Origin of the sequence: Streptomyces sp. HPF1205 (assembly GCF_020400825.1) — a bacterium.
In the GTDB taxonomy this organism is placed as follows: domain Bacteria; phylum Actinomycetota; class Actinomycetes; order Streptomycetales; family Streptomycetaceae; genus Actinacidiphila.
Map to the genome: position 1 here is coordinate 46,577 of NZ_JAINVH010000028.1, position 26,459 is coordinate 73,035.

General features: G+C 73.3%; 24 protein-coding genes and 1 tRNA gene. 14 read left to right on the forward strand and 11 right to left on the reverse strand.

Features of this window, described 5'->3' with window-relative positions; translation table 11 throughout:
- Positions 1 to 77: 77 nt before the first annotated feature.
- The 4 genes from K7G61_RS26565 to K7G61_RS26580 all read left to right on the forward strand — a co-directional run bounded on the left by K7G61_RS26565 (position 78) and on the right by K7G61_RS26580 (position 3,369).
- Complete coding sequence (locus tag K7G61_RS26565) at positions 78 to 653, forward strand: TerD family protein (RefSeq protein ID WP_225849520.1); 576 nt, start codon at positions 78 to 80, stop codon at positions 651 to 653.
- Between the two features lie 88 nt (positions 654 to 741).
- Entirely contained in the window at positions 742 to 1,317 is a 576-nt protein-coding gene (locus K7G61_RS26570; RefSeq protein ID WP_225849521.1) for a TerD family protein, read from the forward strand.
- 54 nt (positions 1,318 to 1,371) lie between these two features.
- Complete coding sequence (locus K7G61_RS26575; RefSeq protein ID WP_225849522.1) at positions 1,372 to 2,556, forward strand: DUF475 domain-containing protein; 1,185 nt, start codon at positions 1,372 to 1,374, stop codon at positions 2,554 to 2,556.
- A gap of 81 nt (positions 2,557 to 2,637) precedes the next feature.
- Positions 2,638 to 3,369, forward strand: coding sequence for a Tellurium resistance (locus tag K7G61_RS26580; RefSeq protein ID WP_225849523.1), 732 nt, complete (start codon positions 2,638 to 2,640; stop codon positions 3,367 to 3,369).
- A gap of 36 nt (positions 3,370 to 3,405) precedes the next feature.
- Here K7G61_RS26580 and K7G61_RS26585 read toward each other — a convergent pair whose 3' ends face one another.
- A complete protein-coding gene (locus K7G61_RS26585; protein WP_225849524.1) occupies positions 3,406 to 4,368 on the reverse strand; it encodes a TerD family protein in 963 nt (320 codons plus the stop codon).
- A 196-nt stretch (positions 4,369 to 4,564) separates the two neighbouring features.
- Here K7G61_RS26585 and K7G61_RS26590 point away from each other — a divergent pair, with 196 nt between their 5' ends.
- The 3 genes from K7G61_RS26590 to K7G61_RS26600 all read left to right on the forward strand — a co-directional run bounded on the left by K7G61_RS26590 (position 4,565) and on the right by K7G61_RS26600 (position 9,180).
- The gene (locus K7G61_RS26590) at positions 4,565 to 5,737 is read left to right on the forward strand and encodes an HpcH/HpaI aldolase/citrate lyase family protein (protein WP_225849525.1); all 1,173 of its coding nucleotides are present in this window, start codon (positions 4,565 to 4,567) and stop codon (positions 5,735 to 5,737) included.
- Between the two features lie 63 nt (positions 5,738 to 5,800).
- Positions 5,801 to 8,353: a phosphoribosyltransferase gene (locus K7G61_RS26595; RefSeq protein ID WP_225849526.1), complete on the forward strand. Its 2,553-nt coding sequence runs from the start codon at positions 5,801 to 5,803 to the stop codon at positions 8,351 to 8,353.
- On the forward strand, positions 8,350 to 9,180 hold the full coding sequence (locus K7G61_RS26600; RefSeq protein WP_225849527.1) for an HAD family hydrolase: 831 nt from the start codon (positions 8,350 to 8,352) through the stop codon (positions 9,178 to 9,180). Before K7G61_RS26595 ends, K7G61_RS26600 begins: the two co-directional genes overlap by 4 nt.
- 50 nt (positions 9,181 to 9,230) lie before the next feature.
- Here K7G61_RS26600 and K7G61_RS26605 read toward each other — a convergent pair whose 3' ends face one another.
- The gene (locus K7G61_RS26605) at positions 9,231 to 9,881 is read right to left on the reverse strand and encodes a nucleoside/nucleotide kinase family protein (RefSeq protein WP_225849528.1); all 651 of its coding nucleotides are present in this window, start codon (positions 9,879 to 9,881) and stop codon (positions 9,231 to 9,233) included.
- A 36-nt stretch (positions 9,882 to 9,917) separates the two neighbouring features.
- Here K7G61_RS26605 and K7G61_RS26610 point away from each other — a divergent pair, with 36 nt between their 5' ends.
- Positions 9,918 to 10,577, forward strand: a complete 660-nt coding sequence (locus tag K7G61_RS26610) for an O-methyltransferase (protein WP_225849529.1) — start codon at positions 9,918 to 9,920, stop codon at positions 10,575 to 10,577.
- Positions 10,578 to 10,777: 200 nt separating this feature from the next.
- Positions 10,778 to 11,008, forward strand: coding sequence for a zinc ribbon domain-containing protein (locus K7G61_RS26615; RefSeq protein WP_225849530.1), 231 nt, complete (start codon positions 10,778 to 10,780; stop codon positions 11,006 to 11,008).
- 60 nt (positions 11,009 to 11,068) lie between these two features.
- Here K7G61_RS26615 and K7G61_RS26620 read toward each other — a convergent pair whose 3' ends face one another.
- Complete coding sequence (locus tag K7G61_RS26620; RefSeq protein WP_225849531.1) at positions 11,069 to 12,310, reverse strand: hypothetical protein; 1,242 nt, start codon at positions 12,308 to 12,310, stop codon at positions 11,069 to 11,071.
- Between the two features lie 156 nt (positions 12,311 to 12,466).
- On the opposite strand from K7G61_RS26620, the gene K7G61_RS26625 reads away from it, so the two are divergent.
- Positions 12,467 to 12,538 (forward strand) — tRNA-Val (locus K7G61_RS26625).
- A gap of 82 nt (positions 12,539 to 12,620) precedes the next feature.
- Here K7G61_RS26625 and K7G61_RS26630 read toward each other — a convergent pair.
- The 3 genes from K7G61_RS26630 to K7G61_RS26640 all read right to left on the reverse strand — a co-directional run bounded on the left by K7G61_RS26630 (position 12,621) and on the right by K7G61_RS26640 (position 14,831).
- On the reverse strand, positions 12,621 to 13,220 hold the full coding sequence (locus K7G61_RS26630) for a hypothetical protein (protein WP_225849532.1): 600 nt from the start codon (positions 13,218 to 13,220) through the stop codon (positions 12,621 to 12,623).
- Positions 13,217 to 13,480, reverse strand: a complete 264-nt coding sequence (locus K7G61_RS26635; RefSeq protein WP_225849533.1) for a hypothetical protein — start codon at positions 13,478 to 13,480, stop codon at positions 13,217 to 13,219. Before K7G61_RS26635 ends, K7G61_RS26630 begins: the two co-directional genes overlap by 4 nt.
- Before the next feature lie 118 nt (positions 13,481 to 13,598).
- A complete protein-coding gene (locus tag K7G61_RS26640; RefSeq protein WP_225849534.1) occupies positions 13,599 to 14,831 on the reverse strand; it encodes a hypothetical protein in 1,233 nt (410 codons plus the stop codon).
- 1,063 nt (positions 14,832 to 15,894) lie between these two features.
- Here K7G61_RS26640 and K7G61_RS26645 point away from each other — a divergent pair.
- Entirely contained in the window at positions 15,895 to 16,650 is a 756-nt protein-coding gene (locus K7G61_RS26645; protein ID WP_225849535.1) for a DUF4239 domain-containing protein, read from the forward strand.
- Between the two features lie 111 nt (positions 16,651 to 16,761).
- On the opposite strand, the gene K7G61_RS26650 is transcribed toward K7G61_RS26645, so the two are convergent.
- Positions 16,762 to 18,183 (reverse strand): family 2B encapsulin nanocompartment shell protein, encoded by a 1,422-nt coding sequence (locus tag K7G61_RS26650; RefSeq protein WP_225849536.1) that lies wholly within the window; start codon positions 18,181 to 18,183, stop codon positions 16,762 to 16,764.
- A gap of 169 nt (positions 18,184 to 18,352) precedes the next feature.
- Positions 18,353 to 19,033, reverse strand: coding sequence for a DedA family protein (locus K7G61_RS26655; protein WP_225849537.1), 681 nt, complete (start codon positions 19,031 to 19,033; stop codon positions 18,353 to 18,355).
- Between the two features lie 374 nt (positions 19,034 to 19,407).
- Here K7G61_RS26655 and K7G61_RS26660 point away from each other — a divergent pair, with 374 nt between their 5' ends.
- Positions 19,408 to 20,190, forward strand: coding sequence for an ABC transporter permease (locus tag K7G61_RS26660; protein ID WP_225849570.1), 783 nt, complete (start codon positions 19,408 to 19,410; stop codon positions 20,188 to 20,190).
- 241 nt (positions 20,191 to 20,431) lie between these two features.
- Positions 20,432 to 21,013: a TMEM165/GDT1 family protein gene (locus tag K7G61_RS26665; RefSeq protein ID WP_225849538.1), complete on the forward strand. Its 582-nt coding sequence runs from the start codon at positions 20,432 to 20,434 to the stop codon at positions 21,011 to 21,013.
- A gap of 155 nt (positions 21,014 to 21,168) precedes the next feature.
- Here the strand turns inward: K7G61_RS26665 and K7G61_RS26670 are convergent, their stop codons facing one another.
- The 3 genes from K7G61_RS26670 to K7G61_RS26680 all read right to left on the reverse strand — a co-directional run bounded on the left by K7G61_RS26670 (position 21,169) and on the right by K7G61_RS26680 (position 23,886).
- Positions 21,169 to 21,828 carry an HAD-IA family hydrolase gene (locus K7G61_RS26670; protein WP_225849539.1) on the reverse strand — a complete coding sequence of 220 codons (660 nt, stop codon included), beginning with the start codon at positions 21,826 to 21,828 and terminating at the stop codon, positions 21,169 to 21,171.
- A gap of 240 nt (positions 21,829 to 22,068) precedes the next feature.
- A complete protein-coding gene (locus tag K7G61_RS26675; RefSeq protein ID WP_374204241.1) occupies positions 22,069 to 22,635 on the reverse strand; it encodes a hypothetical protein in 567 nt (188 codons plus the stop codon).
- A 99-nt stretch (positions 22,636 to 22,734) separates the two neighbouring features.
- On the reverse strand, positions 22,735 to 23,886 hold the full coding sequence (locus tag K7G61_RS26680; RefSeq protein ID WP_225849540.1) for a peptidoglycan-binding protein: 1,152 nt from the start codon (positions 23,884 to 23,886) through the stop codon (positions 22,735 to 22,737).
- A gap of 368 nt (positions 23,887 to 24,254) precedes the next feature.
- Between K7G61_RS26680 and K7G61_RS26685 the strand changes: the two genes are divergently transcribed.
- Positions 24,255 to 26,324, forward strand: a complete 2,070-nt coding sequence (locus tag K7G61_RS26685; protein WP_225849541.1) for an MFS transporter — start codon at positions 24,255 to 24,257, stop codon at positions 26,322 to 26,324.
- Positions 26,325 to 26,459: the final 135 nt, after the last annotated feature.

Genomic DNA, 26,459 nt, shown 5'->3' on the forward strand with positions numbered 1-26,459 from the left:
CTCGTTGATCCGGCACGTACAGCACACGACGCGGCCCGGCGGGAGCCCGGCCGCACCGAACGGACGGGAGAGGACTCGTGGGAGTCAGCCTCAGCAAGGGTGGCAACGTCTCGCTGACCAAGGAGGCGCCGAACCTCACCGCGGTCATGGTCGGCCTGGGCTGGGACGCCCGCACCACCACGGGCACCGACTTCGACCTGGACGCGAGCGCGCTGCTCACCGACGAACAGGGCAAGGTCCTGTCCGACCAGCACTTCGTGTTCTTCAACAACCTCAAGAGCCCCGACGGCTCGGTCGAGCACACCGGCGACAACCTCACCGGTGAGGGCGAGGGCGACGACGAGGTGATCAACGTCAACCTGGCCGCGGTGCCGCAGCAGGTGGCCAAGATCGTCTTCCCGGTCTCGATCTACGACGCCGAGCCGCGCCAGCAGAGCTTCGGCCAGGTGCGCAACGCCTACATCCGTGTCGTCAACCAGGCCGACCAGCGCGAGCTGGCCCGGTACGACCTGACCGAGGACGCCTCCACGGAGACCGCCATGGTCTTCGGCGAGCTGTACCGGCACGGCGGGGAGTGGAAGTTCCGGGCCATCGGCCAGGGGTACGCCTCGGGCCTGCGCGGCATCGCGCAGGACTTCGGCGTCAACGTCTGACCGCCACCACCTGACGGCCACCACCTGACCGCCACCACCTGATCGGGCCGCCGATCGCGCCAGCAGCAACCGGGGAGGACACAACCACATGGGCGTCACGCTCGCCAAGGGAGGCAATGTCTCCCTCTCCAAGGCCGCGCCGAATCTCACCCAGGTGCAGATCGGCCTGGGCTGGAGGGCCCGCTCGACCACCGGAGCCGACTTCGACCTGGACGCGAGCGCGCTGCTGTGCGCGAACGGCCGGGTACTGGGGGACGAGTACTTCGTCTTCTACAACAACCTCAAGAGCCCGGAGGGCTCCGTCGAGCACACCGGCGACGAACTGGTCGGCGGTACCGGGGGCGACGACGAGACGATCCTGGTGGACCTCACCTCCGTCCCGGACCGGGTGGACAAGATCGTCTTCCCGGTGTCGATCTACGACGCCGACACCCGGGCGCAGACTTTCGGCCAGGTCAGCGACGCCTACATCCGTGTCGTCAACCAGTCCGACGGGTCGGAGCTGGCCCGCTACGACCTGACCGAGGACGCCTCGACCGAGACCGCGATGATCTTCGGCGAGCTGTACCGGTACGGCGGGGAGTGGAAGTTCCGGGCCGTCGGCCAGGGGTACGCCTCCGGTCTGCGCGGCATCGCCCTAGACTTCGGGGTCAACGTTTCGTAAAGCCGCGTACCGCGCGGGGGACCCCGTGGTCATGAACGATTGGGTGGGAAGCACGTGCTCCTGAGAACATTCGGCTGGTCGTTGGGCGTCACGGCCCTCGGCCTGGCCGCGGCCGGCTATTTCTGGCAGGGCAAGGGGCTCGCGCTGGTCGCGATTCTCGCCGTCCTGGAGATCTCGCTCTCCTTCGACAACGCGGTGGTCAACGCCGGCATCCTGCGCAAGCTCAACCCGTTCTGGCAGCGGATCTTCCTGACCATCGGTGTCCTGATCGCCGTCTTCGGCATGCGGCTGATCTTCCCGATCATCATCGTGGCGGTGACGGCCAAGCTCAGCCCGTGGGAAGCGGTCAAGGTCGCGGTCAACGACCACGACCGGTACGAGACCCTGGTCACCAACGCCCACCCGGCGATCGCGGCCTTCGGCGGGATGTTCCTGCTGATGATCTTCCTCGACTTCATCTTCGAGGAGCGCGAGATCACCTGGCTGTCCTGGCTGGAGAAGCCGCTGGCCAAGCTGGGCAAGCTGGACATGCTCTCGGTGGTGGTCGCGCTGGTCGCCCTGATCATCGCCGGCACCACGGTCGCCACCGGGGTCCCGCTGCACGGCGCGGGTCTGCACGGCCACGTGGACAAGGCCGAGACCGTGTTCCTGTCCGGGATCGCGGGCCTGGTCACGTACCTCGTCGTCGGCGGCATCTCCGGCTTCTTCGAGGAGCAGCTGGAGGACGAGGACGAGGACGGGGACGAGGAAGGCGCCCGGGACGAGGCGGACGGCGGCGAGGACGGCGCCCCGGCGAAGCGGCCGATAGGTGCCGCCCGGGCCGCGGGCCTGGCGGGCAAGGCCGCGTTCTTCATGTTCCTGTACCTGGAGGTCATCGACGCCTCGTTCTCCTTCGACGGCGTCGTCGGCGCCTTCGCGATCAGCAACGACATCTTCCAGATCGCGCTGGGCCTGGGCATCGGCGCGATGTACATCAGGTCGCTGACCGTCTTCCTGGTCCGCAAGGGCACCCTGGACGACTACGTCTACCTCGAACACGGCGCCCACTACGCCATCGGCGCCCTGGCGGTCATCCTGCTGGTCACGATCAAGTACGAGGTCAGCGAGGTGGTCACCGGCCTGGTCGGGGTCGTCCTGATCGTGGCCTCGTACTGGTCCTCGGTGGTACGCAACCGGCGGCTCGGGGAAGGATCCGAGCAGTCGGACGACGACAAGGCGGAGATGGCGTCCCGGGTCTGACCCGGCCGCCGGCTTTCGTACGCTGCCCCCGCCGTCCGGTGGGGGCAGCGCCGTATCTCGACAGGGGAGGGTGAACGGCAGATGGCCTGGTGGCGGTTCCTGCGGCCCAGCGGTGTCCAGCAGCTCGACGTCGCCAACGCGCACTCGGTGGAACTCACCAAGCGGCACCCGGTGATATCGCTCACCAAGCAGGGCGCCGCGGTCGGCAACATGCGGGTCAACCTGTCGTGGTCGATGCGCACCTCCGACACCGGCGGCTGGACCGCGGACCGCCCCGGCTTCCTGCGCCGCCAGCTCGAACTGTTCCGGCCCCAGGTGGTCCAGGCGGCGGGGCCGGCGATGGTCAACGTCGACCTGGACCTCGCCTGCCTGTACGAGCTGGCCGACGGCACCAAGGGCGTGGTCCAGCCGCTCGGCAACTTCCTGGGCGACCTGGACCAGCCGCCGTACATCCAGATGAGCGGCGACGACCGGTTCGGCAGCGGCAGCGGCGAGACGCTCTTCATCAACTTCGACCAGCGCGAGAAGTTCAAGCGGCTGCTGGTCTTCGTGTACATCTACGACGGCACGCCCGCCTTCGACCGCACCCACGCGAAGGTCGAGATCTTCCCCGGCTCCGGCCCCCGGATCGAGATCCCGCTCACCGAGCGGGAGCCGCAGGCCCGGTCCTGCGCGGTGGTCCTCATCGAGAACAACAAGGGCGAGCTGACCGTGCGCCGCGAGGTCAAGTACGTCTACGGCTTCCAGGCCGAGATCGACCGGCTGTACGGGTGGGGTCTGCAGTGGGGGCGGGGCTACAAGACGAAGGTCTGAGGCGCCCCGCCGCCCGCGCGGGGCCGGTCCGCGCCCTCAGCGTCCCGGCTGGAACTGGGGGCCCTGCGGGGGCAGGACGAAGGCCGGCTCCGCCTGCGGGACGGGGGCCGGGACGGTGGCCGCCACCGGCTGCGGATAGCCGTAGGCCGGCCAGCCCTGCTGGGGCTGCTGGTGGACCGGGGGCGGCACGGGTGCCGAGACCGGCTGCGGGTAGCCGTACGCGGGCTGGGCGGGCACGTGGCCCGGCTGCGGAGGCGGCAGCGGGTAGCCGTACGCCGCGGCCGGGACGGGCCCGGCGGGGGGCGGCGGCGCGGCGGGGAACGGCGGGTGGTGCGGTGCGGTGCGGCCGGAGGCGGTGCCGGAGTCCGGGGCCTCGGCGCCCCCTCCGGGCCGCACGCCGCCCGTGTTGTCCGGCCCGGCCGCGCTCCCGCCGGAGGCGCCGTCCATGCCGTCGACGTCGTCCACCGCGATGCCGAACTCCGTGGCCAGCCCCACCAGGCCCGAGGTGTAGCCCTGGCCGAGCGCGCGGAACTTCCAGCCGGCGTCCTTACGGTACAGCTCGCCGCAGATCAGGGCGGTCTCCTCGCCCGTGTCCGGGACGACCTCGAAGGTGATCAGCGGGGCCGCGTGCGCCGGTCCCGTACTCTCGTAGAGGGACAGGCCGAGGTCGCGGACGAGGCGGAACGGGCCGCCGTCGCAGGAGGCGGCGATCACCACCCGGTCGACGGAGGCGTCGAGCTTGGCCAGGTCCACCTCGACGGTGTCGGTCAGGCCGTCGGGGACGCGCTTCTTGGGCAGATGGCGGGCCAGGCCCGAGGGGTGGCGGGGTTCGTTGTAGAAGACGAAGTCCGCGTCGGAGCGGACCCGCCCGTCGGGACCCACCAGCAGCATCGAGGCGTCCACGTCGGGTGCCCCGGGACCGGGGCTCCAGCGCAGCACGGCCCGGACGCCGTGGGCGTCCAGCGGGAGGTTCGACCCCTTGACCATCCGTTGCGTCATAGCGGCCATCCTGCCCCTCCGGCCGGGTGGCAGACAACGCGGCGGTACGCGGGGGGCCGGCGGCCGGGTGTGACGGTCACGCCATGGACCTGCGCCGGTTACCTGTTCTTCATACGCGACGGGAACCTGTACCGCACACTCGTACGTACGATAATCGGCCAGATGTGTTCCAGCCCACGATCCAGAAAGGGGGCGCATGCGCCACTTCGGACACCTCACTTCGGACCTCAGAAGTGAACTGTTCCACCAGGAGCCGCAGGAGTTCACCGCTGACTCGCCTGCCGCCACGCTCGCTGTCGCGCTCGGCGCCACCCTCTACAGCCCCGCCACCCGGGAACGGCTCGCCGAGGACATCCTCAAGCAGGCCCGCCGGGGCGTGGTGTCCATGGTCCTGTGCCTGGAGGACTCCATCGACGACAAGGATGTCGTCGCAGGTGAGGCCAATCTCGTGCGGCAGTTCGCCGATCTGGCCGCCCGCCCGGACGCCGCCGCCGCGCTCCCGCTGCTGTTCATCCGGGTCCGCACCCCCGGCCAGATCACCGATCTCGTGGGCCGGCTGGGCGCGCACGCGGCGCTGCTGTCCGGATTCGTACTGCCGAAGTTCACCGAGGAGACCGGCGTCCCCTTCCTGGAGGCCCTCACCCTCGCCGAGGCCGCCGCCGGGCACCGCCTGTTCGCCATGCCGGTCCTGGAGTCGCCGCAGCTGATGCATCTGGAGAGCCGGGTCGGAACGCTCGCCGGCATATCCCGCACGGTGGACAAGTACCGCGAGCGGATCCTCGCGCTGCGGCTGGGCGTCACCGACTTCTGCTCCTCCTACGGGCTGCGCCGGGCCCCCGCGATGACCGCGTACGACGTCCAGATCGTGGCCTCCGTCATCGCCGACGTCGTCAACGTCTTCGGGCGAGCCGACGGCAGCGGCTTCACCGTCACCGGCCCGGTGTGGGAGTACTTCCGGCACCACGAGCGCATGTTCAAGCCGCAGCTGCGGCTGAGCCCCTTCCGGCCCGAGGCGGAGGACCTGCGCGACGCGCTGATCGAGCGGGACATGGACGGCCTGCTGCGGGAGATCGAACTGGACCGGGCCAACGGGCTGCAGGGCAAGACCTGCATCCACCCCACCCACGTGCCCGTGGTGCACGCGCTGAACGTCGTCACCCACGAGGAGTTCTGCGACGCCGCCGACATCCTCCACGAGGACCGCAGCGGCGGGGGAGTGCTGCGCTCGGCCTACACGAACAAGATGAACGAGGTGAAGCCGCACCGCGCCTGGGCCGAGCGGACCATGCGCCGCGCCGAGGTCTTCGGTGTGGCCCGCGAGGAGATCGGCTTCGTGGAACTCCTCGCGGCCAGCCTGCCGCAGTCCTGAGCGCGGGCGGCCCTCCCGTACCGCCCCCGCCGTGTCGTCCGGAAGAACGGAAACCATTCCCGCATGCCAACGAAAGCGCCCTGGCCAGGACAGTGGGTCGCCGACCGGCTGGGCGTCGCCCTGCACGGCGAGGGCCTGCACGCCCTGCTGGGCCTCGCGCTGCGCCGCAACCCCAAGCGCGCGCACCTGCTCGTCTCCAGCGTCCTGGGCAAGCACGTCCCGCAGCACCCCGACCGGGTGTACGCGGCCGGGCACGGCCTGGGCGGCGAGGTCGGGGCGCTGCTCGGCGACGAGGCGGGCGACGCCGTCGTCCTCGGCTACGCGGAGACCGCGACCGGGCTCGGCCACGCGGTCGCCGACGGCCTCGGCACCGCCCCCTACCTGCACTCCACCCGCCGTGAGGTGCCCGGTGTCGTGCCCGGCGGCGGCTTCGAGGAGGAGCACAGCCACGCCACCGGCCACCTCCTCCTCCCCGAGGACCCGGACCTGCTCACCCGGCCGGGACCGCTCGTCCTGGTCGACGACGAGTTCTCCACCGGCCGCACCGTCCTGAACACGATCCGCGAGCTGCACGCCCGGGCGCCGCGCGCCCGGTACGTCGTCGTCGCCCTGACCGACATGCGCTCCCCGGCCGACCGCGCCCGCCTGGACGCGTTCGCCGCCTCCCTCGGCGCCCGCATCGACCTGGTCGCCCTCGCCACCGGTACGGTCACGCTGCCCGACGGCGTGCTGGACCGCGGACGCGCCCTCGTGGAGGCGCACACCACCCCGCCCCCGGCCCCCGCGCCCTCCTTCACCGCCACCCGCGTCGCCCTGCCCTGGCCGCCCTCCCTGCCCGACGGCGGCCGCCACGGCTACCTCCCCGGACACCGGGCCGCCCTGGAAGCGGCCCTGCCCTCCCTGGCGGCCCCCGTCGCCGCCGCCCTCCCCCCGGCCGCCGCCCGCGTCCTGGTCCTGGGCACGGAGGAGCTCATGTACACGCCTTTGCGGCTGGCGCGGGCACTGGCGGAGGCGGTGGGGCCCGGCACGGAGATACGGTTCTCCACCACCACCCGTTCCCCCGTCCTCGCCGTCGACGACCCCGGCTACGCGATCCGCACCCGGATCGCCTTCCCGGCCCACGACGACCCGGCGGACGCGGGCTCGCGCGAGCGCTACGCCTACAACATCACCGGCTTCGACGCGATCGTCTGCGTCGTGGACTCGGCCGGGGACACCCCGCGGCTGCACGCCCCCGACGGGCTGCTGGCCCATCTCGCCGCCCACACGCCGGCCGTGCTGCTCGCGGTGGTGCCGACCTACCGCCCGCCCGCGGTTCCGGCGACCTGGGCGGACCGGGCACACCAGGCGGGCCGACCCGACGCGGCCCGAGAGGACGAGGCGCGGCCCGACGCGGACCGACCCGACGCGGACCGACCCGACGCGGCCCGACAGGACAAGGAGACCCCCCTTCGCATGACGCGCGACCCGAAACCGCTCGCCGAGCCGCTGCGCGGCCCGCACTTCTCCTCGTACGCCCCCGAGGAGGTGGGCTGGCTGCTGAAGGACCTGTCGGGGGTGGAGCTGGAGGCGCCGACCGAGGAGCGCGAGGAGGCCATCCAGAGCGGGGGCGCGCACTACGCCGAGTCGCTGCCGGTGGAGTACCAGCCGAGCGCGGAGTACCAGGAGCTGTTCCGCTCGGCGCTGGCCGCCTCGGCCACCCGGATCGCCCGGGCCGTCGGCGCCGTCACGGAACTGGTCCTGGCCGAGCGCGGCCCGGACGCCGTGCTGGTCTCCCTCGCCCGGGCCGGCACGCCCGTGGGCGTCCTCATGCGACGCTGGGCCCGGTACGCCCACGGACTGGAGCTGCCGCACTACGCCGTCTCGATCGTGCGCGGCCGCGGCATCGACGGCAACGCGCTGCGCTGGCTGGCCGCGCACCACGACCCGGCCGACGCGGTCTTCGTGGACGGCTGGACCGGCAAGGGCGCGATCACCCGCGAACTGGCCGCCGCCATCGAGGACTTCGGCGGGTTCGACCCGGACATCGCGGTCCTGGCCGACCCCGGCGGCTGCGTGTCCACGTACGGCACCCGCGACGACTTCCTCATCCCCTCGGCCTGCCTGAACTCCACGGTCTCCGGCCTGGTCTCCCGCACGGTGCTGCGGGCCGGCCTGATCGGCCCCGACGACTACCACGGCGCGAAGTACTACCGCGGCCTGGCCGGCGCGGACCTGTCGGGGATGTTCCTCGACACCGTCTCCGCCGCGTTCGAGGAGGCCGGCGACGCGGTGGCCGAGGACGTCAAGGCGCTGCGCGCCCAGGACCGCACGCCCACCTGGGCGGGATGGCGGGCCGTCGAGCGGATCAGCGAGGAGTACGGGATCCACGACGTCAACCTCGTCAAGCCCGGGGTCGGCGAGACCACCCGGGTGCTGCTGCGCCGCGTCCCCTGGAAGATCCTCGCGCGCCGCGGGGCGGGCACCGACCTGGACCACGTGCGCCTGCTCGCCGCGCAGCGCGAGGTGCCGGTCGAGGAGGTGGACGACCTGCCGTACTCCTGCGTCGGGCTCATCCACCCCCGCTTCACCCGCGGGGCGACCGGTGTGGACGGCAAGGCGGTGGGTGCCAAGTGATCGGCGGGACCGGGCCGACCGGGCGCACCCTCGTTGCCAGCGACCTGGACCGGACCCTCATCTACTCCACGGGCGCGCTGGCGCTGTCCGTGCCCGACGAGCGCGCGCCGCGGCTGCTGTGCGTCGAGGTGCACGAGGCCAGGCCGCTGTCGTACCTGACCGAGGCGGCGAGCCGGCTGCTGGGGGAGCTGGCCGACACGGTGCGGTTCGTGCCGACGACGACACGCACCCGCAAGCAGTACCGGCGGATCAGCCTGCCGGTGCGGCAGCCCCGGTACGCCATCTGCGCCAACGGCGGGCACCTGCTGCTCGACGGGCGGACCGACCACGACTGGAACGCCGAGATGCGGCGGCGCCTGGCCGACGGCGCGGCGCCCCTGGCGGAGGTACGCGCGCACCTGGCGGCCGTGTCGGACCCGCGGTGGCTGCGCAAGGAGCGGGTGGCCGAGGACCTGTTCGCCTACCTCGTGGTCGAGCGCGAGCTGCTGCCCGCGGGCTGGGTCAAGGAACTCGCGGCATGGGCCGAGCCGCTCGGCTGGACGGTGTCCCTGCAGGGGCGCAAGGTCTACGCCGTGCCCAAGCCGCTGAGCAAGAGCGCCGCGCTGGCGGAGGTGGTCCGCCGCACCGGCGCCGACCGGATCCTGGCGGCCGGCGACTCGCTGCTGGACGTCGACCTCCTGCTGGCCGCGGACATCGGCTGGACCCCCGGCCACGGCGAACTGGCCGACACCGGCTGGACCGCCCCGCACGTGGTGCGGGTTCCGCAGGTGGGCGTCACGGCCGGCGAGGAGATCCTGCGGCGCATGGTCGCACACGCCTCCGCGTGACCCGGAGGGTCCCGACCCGCAGGGGCCGGGTGCCCACGGCGTCCGCCGCCCTACGCCGGCTCGCTCCGCGCCGGCTCGTCCTCCGCGCTGATCACGCGGGCGCACAGCGGCCGGGCGGCGGCGACGCGCCGGGCGTTGGGGCGCTCGCTCGACGCGATGAAGGCCAGCGCCTCCTCCCGGGTGCGGCCGCCGCTCACGTGGCGGCCGACCAGGCGCTCCTCCCGTATCCGCGGCGGGGCGTCCACGTACCAGATCTCGTCCAGCAGGTCGCGCAGCGGCAGCCACGCCGGGTCCGGGTCGGCGAGGTAGTTGCCCTCGGTGACGACCAGGCGGGCGCCGGGGGGCACGACGAGGGCGGCGGCCACGGGCTCGTCGAGGGCACGGTCGAAGTCCGGCGCGTAAACCGGCCGCAGGCGCTCGGTGCGCAGCCGCCCGAGGAGCTGGACGTAGCCGTCGACGTCGAACGTCTCGGGCGCCCCCTTGCGGTCGCGCAGGCCCAGGCGGTCGAGCTGGGCGTTGGCGAGGTGGAAGCCGTCCATCGGGAGGTACGCGGCCGTGCCCGGGCCGAGCCGGGCGTCGACGGCCGCGACCAGACGGCGGGCGAGGGTCGACTTGCCGGCGGCCGGGGGGCCGGCGAGCCCCAGCATGGACCTGCGACCTGGAATGCTGGGCACCAAGGCGATCACGTCATCGACGAGCACGTGGACACCCTAAGCGCGACGCACGGGAGAAGACCCATGAACGAGAGCAAGAACCCGCAGCTCACGCCCGAGCTGTACGCATACGTCCTGGACCACAATCCCCCGCTGGACCCCGTTCAGCGCGCGCTGGTGGACACCACGCACGACAAGCTCGCCGACGTGGCCGGCCTGCAGACCGCCGAGGAGCAGGGCCCGCTGCTGGCGTTCCTGGTCCGCCTCACCGGCGCCCGCAGGATCGTCGAGGTGGGCACCTTCACCGGCTACTCCACGCTGTCCATGGCCCAGGCCCTGCCCGAAGGCGGCAGCCTCCTGGCCTGCGACGTGTCGCGGGAGTGGACGGACGTCGGGCGCGAGGCATGGGCGGCGGCCGGGGTCGCCGACCGCATCGACCTGCGGATCGCGCCCGCCCTCGACACCCTGCGCGCCCTGCCCGCCGAGCCCTGGATCGACTTCGTCTTCCTCGACGCGGACAAGGAGAACTACGTCAACTACTGGGAGGAGCTGGTGCCGCGGCTCACCCCGGGCGGGCTCATGGTGGTCGACAACACCCTCTACCACGGCCAGGTCGCCGACCCGGACGCGGGCGGCGCGGCGGCCGCGATCCGGCGGTTCAACGACCACGTACGGGCCGACGACCGCGTCGACGACGTCCTGCTGACGGTGGCGGACGGGCTGACCCTGGCCCGCAGGCGCTGAGCCGGACACGCCTGCGGCCGAGCCGGACACGCGTGCGACGGTCCCGGTCGGCCCGGTCGGCCCGGTCGGCCCGGTCGGCCCGGTCGGCCCGGTCGGCCCGGCGGCCCGGCGGCCCGGCGGCCCGGTCGGCCCGGCGGCCCGGTCGGCCCGGTCGGCCCGGCGGCGCCCAGGGACGGGCCGGCCGCCGCTAGTCTGTGACCATGCCCCGTTACGAATACCGCTGCAGGGCCTGCGGCAGCACCTTCGAGCTGCGCCGGCCGATGTCCCAGTCCGGCGCCCCCGCCGTGTGCCCCTCGGGTCACGACGACACGGTCAAGCTGCTGTCCACCGTCGCGGTGGGCGGTACGGCCTCGGCCGCGGGGGACACCGGCCCGTCCGCGTCGCCCGCGGGTGGCGGCGGAGGGTGCTGCGGCGGCGGCTGCTGCGGCTGACGGGCCCCGGCCTTCGGGCCCCGGGTGTCCGGTCGGCGCGCCCGTGGCCGGGCGGTGGGCTCAGCGGCCCGCCGCCCGGTCCTCGCGGATGTTGGCGACCACACGGTTGGCCGTCTCGCGCACGGCCGCGGTCTCGGTGAGGAACGCCCAGTAGTCCGGGTGGCGCCCGCCGAGCGCGGCCTGCGCCCGGTCCAGCCGGGCCACCGCCTCGTCCAGCGGGCGGGCGTGCCGGGGCTCGGGGGTGACCCGGCCCTGCATGGCCAGCCGCTGGGCGTCCCGGATCGCGAACCTGGTCCTCTCGACCTCGGCCGTGGGGTCCTTGGCCACCTCGTTGAGCCGCCGCAGCCGGTCGCCCGCGGCGCCCACCGCCGCGTCCACGTCGTCCATGAGGGCCCGTACGGTCGCCAGCTTCGCCGTCGCGTCCGCCCAGCGCTGCTCGGCGCGGGCCCGGCGGGCCTCGGCGAGCGCCGCCTCCGCCTGCCGTACCGCCTCCGCGGCCTGCTCCGGCACCTGCTGCAGGTCCTGCCAGCAGGCCAGCGAGTAGCGGCGCCGCAGCTCGCTGAGCACGGGCGCGACGCCCTCCGCGCGGGTGGCCAGCGCCTGCACCCGGGTGCGCAGCGACACCAACCGCTTGTCGATCTCCCGGGCCTGCTCCGGCAGCCGCTCGGCCTCGGCCCTGACCGCCTCGGCCTCGCGGCGTACGTCGTCGGCGCGCCGCACGGTCTGCTGGACGCCGTGCCGGTGCGCGCCCTCGTTGAGCTTGGTCAGCTCGGGTGAGAGGGCGGCCAGGCGGGCCGCCAGGGCGTCCGCCCGCAAGCCCGCGGCGCGCACCGCGTCCAGCGCGTTGCTCGCGGCCAGCAGCGACTGCTTGGCCCGCTCGACGGCGGGCGCGAGCCGGGCGAGCTGGGTCTCGGCCTTGCCCAGCAGGGGGCCGAGGCCCGAGGAGAACCGCTCCAGCTCGGTCTTGGCCCGCTCCAGCTCCTCCTTGGTCCGGGTGAACTCCGCGCGAGCCCGGCCCGCCGCCCCGTGGTCCAGCTCGTCCCGGTCCAGGTCGTGCGCGTCCACGGTGGCGATGTAGGCGCCGCTGACCTGGTCGATGCGCTCGCCCAGCGCGCGGAAACCCGACAGCGCGCGGCGCGCCTCGGGGGAGTCGTCGACCGCGGAGATGGTCTCGATGGAGATCTCCAGCTCGCGCTGGGCGGTGTCCAGCTCGTAGAACGCCTGGGCGGCCGCGTCCTTCGCCGCCTGGGCCTCCGCACGCAGGTTGTCGCCGCGCCGCCACCACGAACGTGCCGTCGTCACAGTGACTCTCTCTCCCCGCGCTCGCGCCCTCGTGGCCGGTCCACCCGTCCGCTCCATCCTCCCACCCGGCCCCGGCGGGCACATCGTCCGGTCCGGGGCCTGCGCGGTTGCCGACCAGGCCCGCAAGCAGGGTAATCTGTGTCGTCGCGGTCTCCGGGGCGTGTAGCTCAGTGGTAGAGCGCCGCCCTTACAAGGCGGATGTCGGCGGTTCGAAACCGTCCACGCCCACTCGGCGCGATTCCGGTGGACGCGAAGAACGGCCAGGCAGGGGACCGCGGTCCCCCGCCTGGCCGTCGGTCTTTCCCCGCGCTCAGCCCTTCAGGGGGTTGGAGGCGATGTCGGCGAGGAACTGCCGAGGGTTGTCGTCGTCCCGGTTGACGAGGGCGACGCACGCCAGCACCAGCAGGCGGTCGACGCGCTCGTCGTGGATCCGCACCGAGTAGCGCGGGTTCAGGCCCGACTGGCGGGTCAGCTCGAAACCGTCCGACCCGGCGCCCTGGAACAGCAGCCGGAGGGAGAACAGCGCGTCGGCGGGCGCGTTGGCCAGCACGGCGCGCAGCGGGAAGCTGTGCCGCAGTTTGGTGGCCCGCCCGTCCGGTCCGCCGAGCAGTTCCGGCAGGCCGCTCTGCTGGAAGCTCCACTTGTCCCGCCGCGCGGCCGACCCCGACCGGCGGTCGACCCGGCCGATCCTGACCCGGTCCGCCGTCATGGCCTCCCAGGGCGTCACGTACCCGACCAGCCGGTCGAGCCCGGGCCCCTCGAAGACGTGGTACGGGAAGCGGGTGTCCCACGCGCTGTCCTTGTGGGCGCGGGCCACCGGCTCCTTCTGCCCCTGCGCGTACACGCGGAACGTGGTGTGCTTGCGGCTGAACTCCGGGACGCAGGTGAACGCGTCGAGCGACTCGATCACGTGAACCCGCCCGCGCGCGGCACCTCGGTCCGGCGCCGCGCGTCCTCGGTCGCGGTCCGGCTGAGCTCCCCGATCAGGTCCTTGATGTCGTCGACCTCGGCGCCGTCCGCCAGTTCCCGGAAGATGCGGTCCGCCAGTTCCTGCTGCCGCGGGGACCGGTTGGCCATCATCTCGTCGGCGACCCTCTCGCTCGCCGCCTCGATGTCGTCGGCGTCGCCCGGCCCGTGGGCCGCCCCGTACTGCGATCCGTGGAAGCTCATGTCATCTCTTTCCCGTTCCGGTCCTGCCGTGCCGCTGTGCTGCCGTGCCGATGTGCGGTGTCGCCGTGCCGCCGTGCCGCCTGCTGCCGTCGTGCCTTTTCGCGCGGTACCGGCGACGTCACTGGGCCGGCGGGAGCATGGCGAGGCGCGCGGCGCCCACGCTCGGCGTCCAGCCGCCCTTCTTTTCGAACGAGAAGCCGTTCTGCTCCACGTCGTTGACGAGACTTCCCAGACTCGGCAGTTCCATCGGCGCGTTGAAGAACGCCTTGACCGCTTCGACGTCCTTTTTCATCGTCTCCACGGCCTTCTTGACGGCGTTGATCGTCTTGTCGATGTACATGATGATTGTGATGATCTTCTTCACAATCTTGTAGATTTTGTAGAGCTTGTAGGCGGTGAAGATTCCCGCGCCGATGTCCGCGAGCGGGTCCTCGGGCCCGAGTCCCACCGCCTCGATCCCGGCGTCGCCGGCCGCCATCTCGGCGCCCTGCTTGGCCAGTTCCTCCAGCTCGTTGTTGATGAGGTCGTTGAGTTCCTTGAGGACGACGTAGACGAGCGGGACGATCACGTCGTACCCGTCCTTGAACGCCTTGGCGGCCACCGCGGCCGCGTCGCCTATGCCGCCGACCCCCATGCTCCAGCGGAACATGTACGAGTCGAAGGCCGTCGCGCCCTCGCCGGTCCACTCGTCGGCCAGCGACCAGGAGCCCTTGCGGATGGTGCCGGCCACCGTGTAGGTGCCGTCGCTCAGCTCCGCGTAGGCGTCGTGCAGGTACTTCAGCCGGCCGTACTGGCCGAATATCGGGTCGATGAGGATCGCGATCAGGCTCTTGCCGGTGAGCCACTTGAAGATCTTCTCGGCCGCCGCCAGCTCCCCGCCGCTGGTCAGCTTCCTGCGCATCAGCTTCAGCTGGAGCTTGATGTTGTTGGCCGTGTCCTCCTCGGCGCTGGTCGGCGTCTTCAGGTCGACGGGCTCGTCCTTGAAGTCGCCCATGCGCGGCATGCCGGGAGTGGCGCCGATGTCGGGGAAGTGGGACAGCGGCTTGCCGTACACGCTCTGCAGGTTGACCTGGTTGGCGTGCTCGGTGTGGGCGTAGTCGCTCGCGGTCTCCTTCACCTTGCTCGCGACCGTGTGCATGCCCGTCTCGCACTGCCCGAGCTTGCCGCCGAAGAATCCGGATATCTCCGGGACCAGCGGCCGCAGCAGTTCCAGTACCCCGTCGAGGCCGTCGCTCTGGTTGCACTCGCTGGTGCTCCAGCTCTTCAGCTTCGTGAAGTGGCCGCCCTGTTCCCCGATCAGCGTCTCGTAGTCCGAGAAGTCCTTCTGTGGTGGCGTTTTCAGGTCTGACACATTTCCCCCGTTACCGGTTCTTTGTGCATGTGTTCACTTGTCCTCGGCCGTCGGCGCGTTGTACGCGCGCCCGACCGGCCCTGTGCAGTGTATTGACGCCCGCCGGGCCGGGTGAAGGAGGTGGCTCCATGTCGCGCGCCCGTTCCCACTCGCGTTCCGTAGGGGTGAACGGCTGCCCCACTGCGGTGTGTTGACGGCGGAGGGCGCGGATCCCGAAGAGTAATCGCACAGAATATCGGGTGTTTGCCCGATGAATACTCCGAACGGGGGAACGGCTGCCGGGGGCGGGGCTCTCCCGCCCGCTTCTCCCGACCATTGCCCTGTGAGTGCCGATCTGAGCATTTCGTGGGGGAAACGCGCCCTGTTGTGGGCGGCGCTCGTCGTCGTGGTGACGGCGGCGGGTCTGTGGGCCGTCGGCGGGAGAGCCGCCGCCGCGCCCAGGGCGCCGTGCCCCGCCTTCCTCGGGCAGCCCGTCTGCCGCGACGAGCAGGCGGCGCCGGGGCCCTCCCAGGGCGACCCCGGATGGCCCTGGCGAGGACCCCGCCGCTGGTGGGAGTGCGGGCACTGGATCTGGATCTGGGACTGGGGCGACGACTGGCCCTGGCGCCACCACAAGCCGAGACCGTGCCCGACCCCGACTCCCAGCCCCACTCCCACTCCCACTCCCACGCCGACCCCGACCCCGTCCCCGACTCCTACCCCGTCCCCCTCCCCGACGCCCAGGCCCGCGCCGGCGCCACCGGTCGTACGGCACACGCCGCCGCCAAGCCCGGCGCCGGTACCGAAACCGCCACCCCGACCCGCGCCCAAGCCGGCGCCCAAACCGACGCGGGCTCCCGCGCCCGCGCCGAAGCCGCGGCCCGCGCCTGTGCGATGGCCGGCCCGCGAACCGGCCGCCGTGGCACCGCCGAGGGCCCGGCACCAGCCCATGACCATCACGATGCTGCTGACCACCGTGCCCGCCCTCCTGGCCGTCGCGGTACTGCGCCCCGGTGGCGGGACCGGTCGCAGGAGCAGGTAGCGAACGACGACGTACCGAAGCGAAGCCGAGGGGGAGTTGCCGATGTCGCAGTGGCTCGCGCTGCTGATCGCCATGATCGCCGTGTGCGCGGTCGTCCTGACCGTCGTGGTGATCAGGCAGCGCAGGATCGGGGACGACGACGATCCGTCGCAGACACCGGATGTCATCGAGTACATGACCATGATGATCGGGGTGATCTACGCGATCGTGCTGGGCCTGGCGATCGCCGGGGTGTGGGAGGCCAGGGGCTCGGCGCAGGACGCGGTGCGGGCCGAGGCCCAGGCGCTGCACGAGGTGAAGGCCAGGGTGCAGGTGTATCCGCCGGCGGTACGCGACAAGGTGCGTGCCGACGTGGACATTTACGCCCAGTACGTGGCCGACCACGAGTGGCCGTACATGAAGAAGCACGGCGACCTGTCGGCCAGGGGCACCGCGCTGCTGGACCAGGTGCGCGCCGACGTCACCCGGTTCGACCCCAAGTCGGACCTGGCGGCGCAGGCGTACCAGCCGGTGGTGGACCAGGTCGCCGCCGCCGACGAGGCGCGCACCGCCCGCGGGCAGAACGCGGGCTCGACGATGCCGGCGATGGTGTGGTTCGGACTGATCGTCGGTGCGCTGGTGACGGTCGGCCTGGTCTTCGTGCTGCAGATCCGGCGCTCGGCCCGGGAGTTGCTGCTGGCCGGGCTGTTCAGCGCCCTGATCGCCTTCCTGCTGTTCCTGATCTGGGACCTGGACGATCCCTTCGGCTCGGGCCTCGCGGTCTCCGCCGACACCATCAGGAACGTGGTGCTCGGGTAGCCGCCCGGTACGGCCGCGGCGCGCGCAGGACGAAAGGAGCGGTTCCCCCAGGTCGGGGGAACCGCTCCTGTTCCGTGCCGCGGGCCCTTGCGGGGCCCGCGGCCGGTCCGCTCAGCGCCAGTTCGCCACGTTCACGTTCTCCAGCACGCCCAGCGCGTCCGGCACCAGCACCGCGACCGAGAAGTAGGTGCTGACCAGGTAGCTGATGACGGCCTTCTCGTCGATGCCCATGAAGCGGACGTTGAGCCCGGGCTCGTACTCGTCGGGCAGGCCGGTCTGGTTGAGGCCGATCACGCCCTGGTTGTCCTCGCCGGTACGCACGGCGATGACCGAGCTGGTCCGCGCCGCGGTGACCGGGATCTTGTTGCAGCTCAGGATCGGGATGCCGCGCCAGGCGGGAACGGTCGAGCCGGCCACCTCCACCGGGTCGGGGTAGATGCCGCGGCGGGTGCACTCGCGGCCGAATGCGGCGATGGTCCTGGGGTGGGCGAACAGGAAGCGGGTGCCGCGGCGGCGGGTGATCAGCTCGTCGAAGTCGTCCGGCAGCGGCGGGCCGGCGTGCGGCTGGATCCGCTGGTCGTACTCGGCGTTGTGGAGCAGCCCGAACTCCGGGTTGTTGACCATCTCGTGCTCTTGCCGCTCGCGCAGCGCCTCGACGGTGAGCTTGAGTTGCTGCTCGGTCTGGTTCATCGGCTCGTTGTAGAGGTCGGCGACCCTGGTGTGCACGCGCAGCACGGTCTGGGCGACGCTCAGTTCGTACTCGCGCGGCTTGACCTCGTAGTCCACGAAGGTGCTGTGCAGGGCGGGCTCGCCCTTGTGACCCGAGGTCAGCTCGATGTCGGCCTCGCCGCGCCTGTTCGTGCGCTGCTTGGGCAGGGCGCGGAACGCCGCCAGGTGCTCGGACAGCTCCGGCAACCGCCCCTGCAGTGCCTCCAGGTCGGCGCGGGTGAGCGCCAGGACGGTGGTCGCGGCCGCCGCCCGGGCGGTGAACTCCCAGGTGCCGTCGCCGGACAGCAGGGCGTCCGCGCCGAAGTGGTCGCCGTCCGCCAGCACGCCGAGGCGGGTCTGCTCCCCGTACGGCCCCTCGCCGAGCTGCTCGACCTTGCCGTGCGCGATCAGGTAGACGGTGTGGGCGGGCTGCCCGGCCTGCGCGAGGACCGCTCCCGGTTCGAACTCCCGCTGGACGAAGCGGTCCGCCAGCGCGGTGAGCCCCTCGTCGCTGTCGAACGAGCGCAGCGGCGCCAGCTCGCCCAGCTCCCGCGGGATCACCCGGACCTCGGAGCCGGTCTTCACGAACGTCACCCGCCCGTCACCCACCGCGTAACTCAGCCGGCGGTTGACCCGGTACGTGCCCGCGGTGACCTGGACCCAGGGGAGCACCTTCAGCAGCCAGCGCGAGGAGATGCCCTGCATCTGCGGGGCGGACTTCGTGGTCGTGGCGAGATTCCGCGCCGCGGCGGTGTCGAGACTGGTTCGTCCCTGTCCGTCCCGCGGTTCTCCTTGCGCGGTCTCCTGCCCCGCATCAACCGACATGGGCTGTCCTTCCCATCAGGGGGTGATACGGCCCTCATTGTTTCCGTGACGCAGGGTGCTGCCTATTGCCGGATCGAGTGAGAATACTTTCCGAAATCCTGGTATTCGCCGCTGACCTGGCCGGACGCGAGCCCGTCCGCGGCCCGTACGCAGCCTGCCGGCGGCCCGCCTACAGCGCTTCGACGATCCCGGCGCGGTCGGGCTGCGTCTGCTGACCCGGAAGGGGCAGGGGTACGGCGGCGTAGGCGGCCTTCAGCGCCGCCCGGCGCTCCCGCCGGAACACGTAAGCGGCGAAGCCGCCCGCGGCCAGCAGCGCGGCGAACGACATCGCCGTACCCAGCCAGCTCGCGCCCAGCCACTCGCCGCCGATCCAGCCCAGGCCCACGCTGTACGTCGCCCAGCACACCCCGGCCACCGCCGACCAGGGCAGGAACTCCCGGGGGCGGCGCCGGGCCGCGCCCGCGCACAGGCTGACCACGCTGCGGCCCGCGGGGGCGAAACGGGCGAGCACGACCAGTGCCCCGCCGCCGCCGGTCAGCACCTGGCCGAGCCGCTCGTGCGCCGACGCCAGCCGCCGCGATGCCGCGACCCGGCTCTCGAACCAGTCCCCGCCGCGGAACGCCAGCCGGTACGCCAGCAGGTCGCCCGCGCAGGAGGCCGCGGCGGCGCACACCAGCAGCGCGAACACGTCGAGGAAGTCGTCACCGGGCGCGGACGATCCGGCGGTGGCCGCGCTGATCACCAGCATTCCGCTGGGCAGCACCGGCAGGAAGACGTCGAGCAGGACGGACAGCGCCACCAGGGCGTAGATCCAGGGCCAGTCGAAGAGAGAGCCCAGGCCCTGCAGCACCCTGCCTCCTCGTCCTCCGCCAGTCCTGCCCGTGCCGTGCCGTGGTCCCGCGAGTCCGTGCGGAGTACGGTGCCGCTGTCGTTCCGGGAACGGCGGATCTTGTCCCCCGTCAGCCGTACAGCGTACGCCAGTGATGGCCATCGGTTCCGCCGAGGGCACGTGACGTATCAGACACCTTTCGGCCGCTGTTGGGACACGGGGGCGGGCCGCGGGGCACGGGTGTTCCCGGCGGCCCGCCCCGGCGGGAACAGCCGTGCCCCCGCGGGCGGGCGGTGTGCCACAGTGGCGCCGTGACCGCCCCGACCGCTCTGACCGCCCCGACCGGCGCCGCCCTCGCGCCCGCCGCCTTGCCGTCCGCCTGGTCGCCGTCCGCCCTGCCGTCCACCGCCTCGTCGTCCTCGCTGCTGCCCGTGGACCGCACGCTCGCCGTCGTGCTGGCGGTGCTGCTGGTCGCGGCGGCGGGCGTCGCCGCGTACGCGCGGCTGGCGGACGCGCAGGAGAACTACGCCCGCGGCATCGTGTACGCCGGAATCCGCGCGGCCGTCCAGCTCGCGGCGGTCTCGGCGCTCATCGGCTGGGTCGTGAAGCACGAGGCGGCGCTGCTGGGCTTCGTGGTGCTGATGTTCTCGGTGGCGTCCAGGACCGCGGGGCGGCGGATCACCCGCGACCGGACGTGGTGGTGGGCCTTCGTGCCGGTCGGCGCCGGGTCGCTGCCGGTGGTGGCGGTGCTGGTCGCGGCGGGGCTGGTGCCGATCGACGGCGTGGCCCTCATCCCCGTGGCGGGCATCCTCATCGGCGGCGGGCTGACCGCGACCGTGCTCGGCGGGCGGCGCGCGCTGGAGGAACTGGCCGGGCGGGCAGGCGAGGTGGAGGCCGCGATGGCGCTGGGGTTCAGCGACCGCGACGCCCGGATGGAGATCGCCCGGCCCGCCGCGTCCGGCGCGCTCGTCCCGGGCCTGGACCAGACGCGGACCGTCGGCCTGGTCACCCTGCCGGGAGCGTTCGTCGGCATGCTGCTCGGCGGCGCGAGCCCGGTGTCGGCGGGGGCGGTGCAGTTGTTCGTCCTCATCGCGCTCATGGCCGTGCAGGCCGTTTCGGTCGCCGTGGTGCTGGAACTCGTGGCCCGCGGGCACATCACCCGCCCCGCCCCCGCGTAGTCCCGCGCGGCCCCCGTACACTGGTCGCAGCAGAAGGGGAGTAGCTCTTCGCCGGACCGTCGACATACTGCCCGGACCGCCGCCCGCGCGGCGGCACCCGGGCCGGCGCCCGGGGGCGGCGCGTGCGTGCACGGGCCGTCGGCGAGACCTTCGGCCGCAGTGTTCACACGCTGCCGTGCCGAAGCGACCCCGAATCCGCGGTCCAGGGCACGGCGCCCGACCGATCGAGGACCCGAATCCCGTGTTCAGCCCGACCGTCATCGCCGTCGTGTTCGGCGTGATCTTCCTTGCCGAGCTGCCCGACAAGACCGCGCTCGCCTCGCTCATGCTGGGCACCCGCTACCGCGCCTCGTACGTCTTCGCCGGGGTCGCCGCCGCCTTCGTCGTCCACGTGGCGCTCGCCATCGCCGCGGGCAGCCTGCTCACGCTGCTGCCGCACCGCCTGGTGCAAGGTGTGGTGGGCCTGCTCTTCCTCGGCGGCGCGGCCATGCTGCTGCTGTCCAGGGGCGAGGAGGACGAGGAGGTCAGGGCGCCGTCCTCGCAGAGCTTCTGGAAGGTCGCGGGAGCCGGCTTCACGCTGATCCTGGTGGCCGAGTTCGGCGACCTCACCCAGATCATGACCGCCAACCTCGCGGCCCGCTACGGCGACCCGGTCTCCGTCGCCATCGGCGCCGTCCTGGGCCTGTGGGCGGTGGCCGCGCTCGGCATCTTCGGCGGGCAGCTCCTGATGAGGCGGGTCCCGCTGCGGCTGATCACGAAGATCGCGGCGGCGGTGATGGTGGTACTGGCCGGATTCAGCCTGTACGAGGCGGCGGCCGGGTGAGGCGCGAGGGCCTGGCCGGGGCCTGAGCCGGGGCCGGCCCGGCCGGGGCCCGGCCGCACGGCTGCGTTCGGGGCCAGGTGGGGCGGAGCCCGCCGGCCGGGTGCGGCCGGCCGCCGCCGCTCGCGGGCCGCCGTCCAGGAACGGCCCGCGAGCGGTCAGCGGACGGTCACGTGGAGGCCGCTGTCAGGATCGGCCGCCACGAGTACGTGGTCCAGCGACGGGACGTGGGCGGTGGGCCCGTGGGCCGCCGCGCGGGGGCCGACGCCGACGACCCGCATCCCGGCCGCCTTGGCCGCCGCGATGCCGACTTCGGCGTCCTCGAAGACCAGGCACTCCTCGGGGGCGAAGCCCAGCTCCGCGGCGCCCTTGAGGAAGCCCTCGGGGTCCGGCTTGCTCGCGCTGACCCGCTCGGAGGTCACCAGCACCGGCGGCAGCGGCAGCCCGGCGGCGCCCATCCGGGCCCGGGCCAGCGCCTCGCTCGCCGAGGTGACCAGGGCGTGCGGACTGCCCGCCAGCGCGGCCAGGAACGCCCCGGCGCCCGCGACCGGCACGACGCCGTCCAGGTCGCCGGTCTCCTCGGCGAGCAGGACGGCGTTCTCCGCGAGGTTCTCGGTCATCGGGCGGTCCGGCAGCAGTTCGGCCATCGTCATGTGGCCCTGCCGCCCGTGCACGACCCTCAGCACCGCCTCGCGGGCCAGGCCGTGGCGCGCCGCCCACCGGCTCCAGACCCGCTCCACCACCGCGTCGCTGTTCACCAGGGTCCCGTCCATGTCGAGCAGCAGCGCGCGGACGCGGAAGGTGGCCGTGGCCGGCATGGTGCTCCCTCGGTACGGGGTCCTGCGGCGGGCTGACGCAGTGGCTCCGCCCGCCGGTCAGGGGAAGCGGGCGGCGCCACTTTGTTTCTTCACTATACAAAGTGGCCGCGGGGGACGCCAGTGCTTCCGGGGAACGGGCGACGACGCTTTGGGTGCGGGCAGGGGACGGCCTGGTTACGGGCAGGGGGTGGCCAGGCGGGGGCGCGGCCCGGACGGGCCGGACCCGGCGGGGAGGGCGGCTCAGCGCTCGTCGGACACGTACTGCAGCAGGCCCCAGGTGAAGTGCGCGAACACGCGGGTGGGGGTGCCCGGGACGGTCAGGGCCAGGCGGGAGCGCGTCGGGGCGTCCGGCGGCAGGGGGGTCGCGGGCGGGAAGGCGCGGGCGGCGTCGTCGACCGTGCAGGACCAGGGGACCAGGTCGGCGGCGGTGCGCAGCGGCGGCGGGGGCGTACCGGGGGCGCGGACCAGCCACTCGTTCCAGACCGCGCCGCCGGGAGCGCACAGGACCTCGAACCGCAGGTCGGGCCACAGCGGCACCGGCCACAGCAGCCCCGTGCAGGTCAGGTCGCCGACCCGCCGCAGCGTCTCTTCCCGCGGCGGCCCGAGCGCGGTCCGGTACCGCTGCGCGCCGCCGGGGAACGTCCGCGAGTGCACGCGCGCCTGCCACCGCTTGTGGGCCTCGCGCAGGTCGGTGTGGCTCGCGCCGAGCGTCCGCAGGGCGTCGTCCACGAGTTCCGGCCGGTGGTCGGCCATCCGGCGCAGCAGCACGAGCTGGAACCGGTCGAGGCCGAAGGAGGGCGCTGGCACCCGGACGAGTCTACGCGGGACGCCTTCCGGCCGGTCGCCGCCCGAACCGCGGCCCGCCGGTCCGCGGCCGGGGCGGTGGCCGGTGGCGGTCGGTGGCCATCAGTGGTGGTAGGGGCCGCCCGTCGCGTTCTCCAGGGCGGCGCGGGTGGCAGGGCCGTAGACGCCGGAGGGGTCGGCGGTGACGCCGTACCAGAACTGGAACGTGGCGACGGCCTGGCGGGTCCACTCGCCGTACCGGCCGTCGACGGGGCCGTGGTAGGTCCACACCCGGGTGAGGCGGCGCTGGAGGTCGGCGACCTGCGGGCCGGAGTCGCCGAGCCGCAGGACGGCGGAGGGGGCGGGCGTCAGCGGTCCGTTCGGCGAGGCGCCGGTCGGCGGGGGCTGGGAAGGGGACGGCGCGGTGGGGGAGGGCGAGGCGGGGGCCGACGCGGTGGGCGTGCCGGACGGGGTGGGCGCGGTCGACGGGGTGGCCGGGGACGGCGTGGGACTCGGCGACGCGGACGACGGACTCGCGCTCGGCGCCGTCGGCCTCGCGGGCGCGGCATGCCCGCGGCTCGCGGCCGGCGGCGCCGCGTGGGTGCTCGGGGTGGCCACGTCGGTGGGCAGCTGGACGTCGGGCACGGAGGTCGTACGGTCCGGCTGCGCCAGATCCGTACCGCCCTCCTCCTCGCCCACGATCTGCCCGGTCACCGCGACCGCCCCCGCGGCCAGCGCCGACGCGGCCACGGCTGCCGCGGCCACCACGATCCGCCGCCTGCGGCGCCGGTGCCTGCCGCGGACGGCGGCAGCCGCGGCCGCCTCCCTCTCGTACGCGGTGTCACGCTCGGTCAGCGGAAGCAGCGGCACCCGGGCGAGCTCGGCCGTGGGCGGCTCCTCGGGGAACTCCGGCAGCGGCAGGAGGCCGGTCCGCGCCGCTTCGTCCTCGGGCGCCTCCGCCGCGGCGGACGGCTCGGCCACGTACGGGCGGACCCGCAGCGGATGGAAGCCCTCGGCGGCCGCGACCGCCTCGGCGCGGCGGGCCGATCGCTCGGCCGCGCGTCTCTCGCCCGCCTCCGGGTCGGCCTCGCCGATGTCCCCGGCGGCGTCCGTGCCGACGGCCGCGCCGCTTACCGCGTCGAGGCCGTGGTCGCCGCGCGTGTCCGGGTCGTCACGGAAGGCCGCCGCGCCCGGCGCCCGCGGCACGTCCCGCTCCCGCGCCGGCCCGTCCGGCATCCGCCCCCGCCCGGCCCCCTTCTCCTGCTGCGACGCCACTGGGTCCCCTCCCACGATGGGTTCACTTGTTCGTGAAGCCAGGGCGATTATGCCCACTGCGGGTCCCGGCGCGCAGACGTTCCCCTTCCCGCCGGGCTCGCGCCCCGCGCGGAACCGACCGCGACCCGTGGGTCATACCCGTTCGAACAGTGGGAATCCGGACCAGTGGGAATGCGGTCCAGTGGGGTCCGGGGCCGCCGGCGTCCGGGATGGGCGGGATCCGGACCGGCGGGATCCGGACCCAGGACGTTCGGTCAGGAGAGACCGGACCCAGGACGTCCGGCCGGGACAGACCGGACCGGGGACCTCCCGGGCCGGGCAGGCCGGGAGATCCGGACCTCGGGGGATCGAGGCGAGGGAGCTGTTCCATGGCCCAGGACACATCCGCCGCCGCGGCTCCCGCGGCGGCGGCGGGCGAGCCCCAGGACAAGCGGGCGGTCCGTCTCGCGATCGGCGCGCTTGCGCTGGGCCTGCTGCTGGCGGCCCTCGACCAGACCATCGTGTCCACCGCGCTGCCCACGATCGTGAGCGACCTGGGCGGCATCGACCACCTGTCCTGGGTCGTCACCGCCTACCTGCTGGCCTCGACCGCGGCGACGCCGCTGTGGGGCAAGCTCGGCGACATGTACGGCCGCAAACGGCTGTACCAGGCGGTCATCGTGCTCTTCCTGCTCGGTTCCGCGCTGTGCGGGGTCGCCCGGTCGATGGGCGAGCTGATCGCCTTCCGGGCGGTGCAGGGGCTGGGCGGCGGCGGCCTCATCGTCCTGTCGATGGCCATCGTCGGCGACATCGTGCCGCCCCGCGACCGGGGCCGCTACCAGGGCGTGTTCGGCGCCGTGTTCGGCGCGGCCAGCGTGCTCGGGCCGCTGCTGGGCGGAGTGTTCACCGAGCAGCTCTCCTGGCGCTGGGTGTTCTACGTCAACCTGCCGATCGGCGCCGTCGCCCTCGCCGTGATCGCCGCGGTCCTGCACATTCCGGCCCGCCGTACCCGCCACCGCATCGACTACCTGGGCATGGGCGTGGTGGCGGCCGCCGCCACCTGCCTGGTCCTGGTCACCTCGCTGGGCGGCACCACCTGGGCCTGGGGCTCGGCGGGCATCGTCGGCCTGGCGGTGGCCGGCGTCCTGCTCGTCGCGCTCTTCGTGTTCGTCGAGCGCCGCGCCGCGGAACCGGTGCTGCCGCCCCGGCTGTTCACGGTGCGCACCTTCACCCTGTGCTCCGCGATCTCCTTCGTCGTCGGCTTCGCGATGTTCGGCGCGATGACGTACCTGCCGACGTTCCTGCAGGTCGTGCACGGCTACTCGCCGACCTTGTCCGGTGTCCACCTGATCCCGATGGTCGTGGGCCTGCTCATCTCGTCCACCGGCTCCGGCCAGATCGTCAGCCACACCGGGCGCTACAAGGTCTTCCCGGTCGCCGGCACCGCCGTGGTCACCGTCGGACTCCTGCTGCTGCACCGGCTCGACGAGTTCACCGCGACCTGGCTGCTGAGCCTGTACCTGTTCGTCTTCGGCTTCGGGCTCGGCCTGGTGATGCAGGTGCTGGTGCTCGCCGTGCAGAACGCCGTCGACTACGACGACCTCGGCGCGGCGACCTCCGGCGCCACCTTCTTCCGCTCGATCGGCGCGTCCTTCGGGGTGTCCGTCTTCGGCACCGTCTTCACCAACCAGCTCCGGGACAAGCTGGTCTCCGCCCTGCGCGGAGTGCCGGTGCCGCCGGGCTTCCGCCCGGCCTCCCTCCAGGCCGACCCCACGTCCGTCGCCCGCCTGCCGTCGGCGATCAAGGCGCCGGTGCTGCACGCGTACTCCACCTCGATCACCACGGTGTTCCTGTACGCGGCGCCGGTCGCCCTCGCCGCCTTCGTCCTGTCCTGGTTCCTCAAGGAGCAGCCGCTGCGCGGGACGGTGACCGTGCCCGACGCCAGCGAGACCATCGGCACCAACCCGGTCGACCGCTCCTCCCTGGACGAGATCGCCCGCTGCCTGTCGCTGCTGGGCAGCCGGGAGGCGCGCCACGACCTGTACCGGCGCATCACCGACATGGCCGGTCTGGACATCCACCCGGCCACGAGCTGGCTGCTGCTGCGGCTGGCCCGCGACGGGGAGGACGACCCGGTCGAGCTCGCCGAGCACACCACCGTGCCGTCCGCGCTCATCGAGTCCGCCGCCGTGGAGGCCGAGTCGCGCGGCTACGCGACCCGGGAGGGCAACCCGCTGCGGCTGACCGAGTCCGGTCTGCTGCTCGCCGACCGCCTGGTCGAGGCCCGCCGCTCCGTCCTGGCCGGACTCCTCGGCGACTGGGACCCCGCGGCCCACTCCGAACTCGCCGCGCTCGTCAACAAGTTGAGTACCGAGCTGTGCGGCGGCGACACCGACCGCCCCGAGCCGCGGGTACACCGCCGTACCTCCCACGGCACGGCGGCCGACCGCGCGGCCTGACCCTCCCGGCCGGGACGTACGCGGCCTCGCGGGGGGCGCGCAGGGGGCCGGACATCCCGTCATCGCCCCCCGGCCTCTGCGCCCTTGGCCGGAATCGGAGTTTGGCGGCACCGGCAGCGGCAACGCGAACCGGGG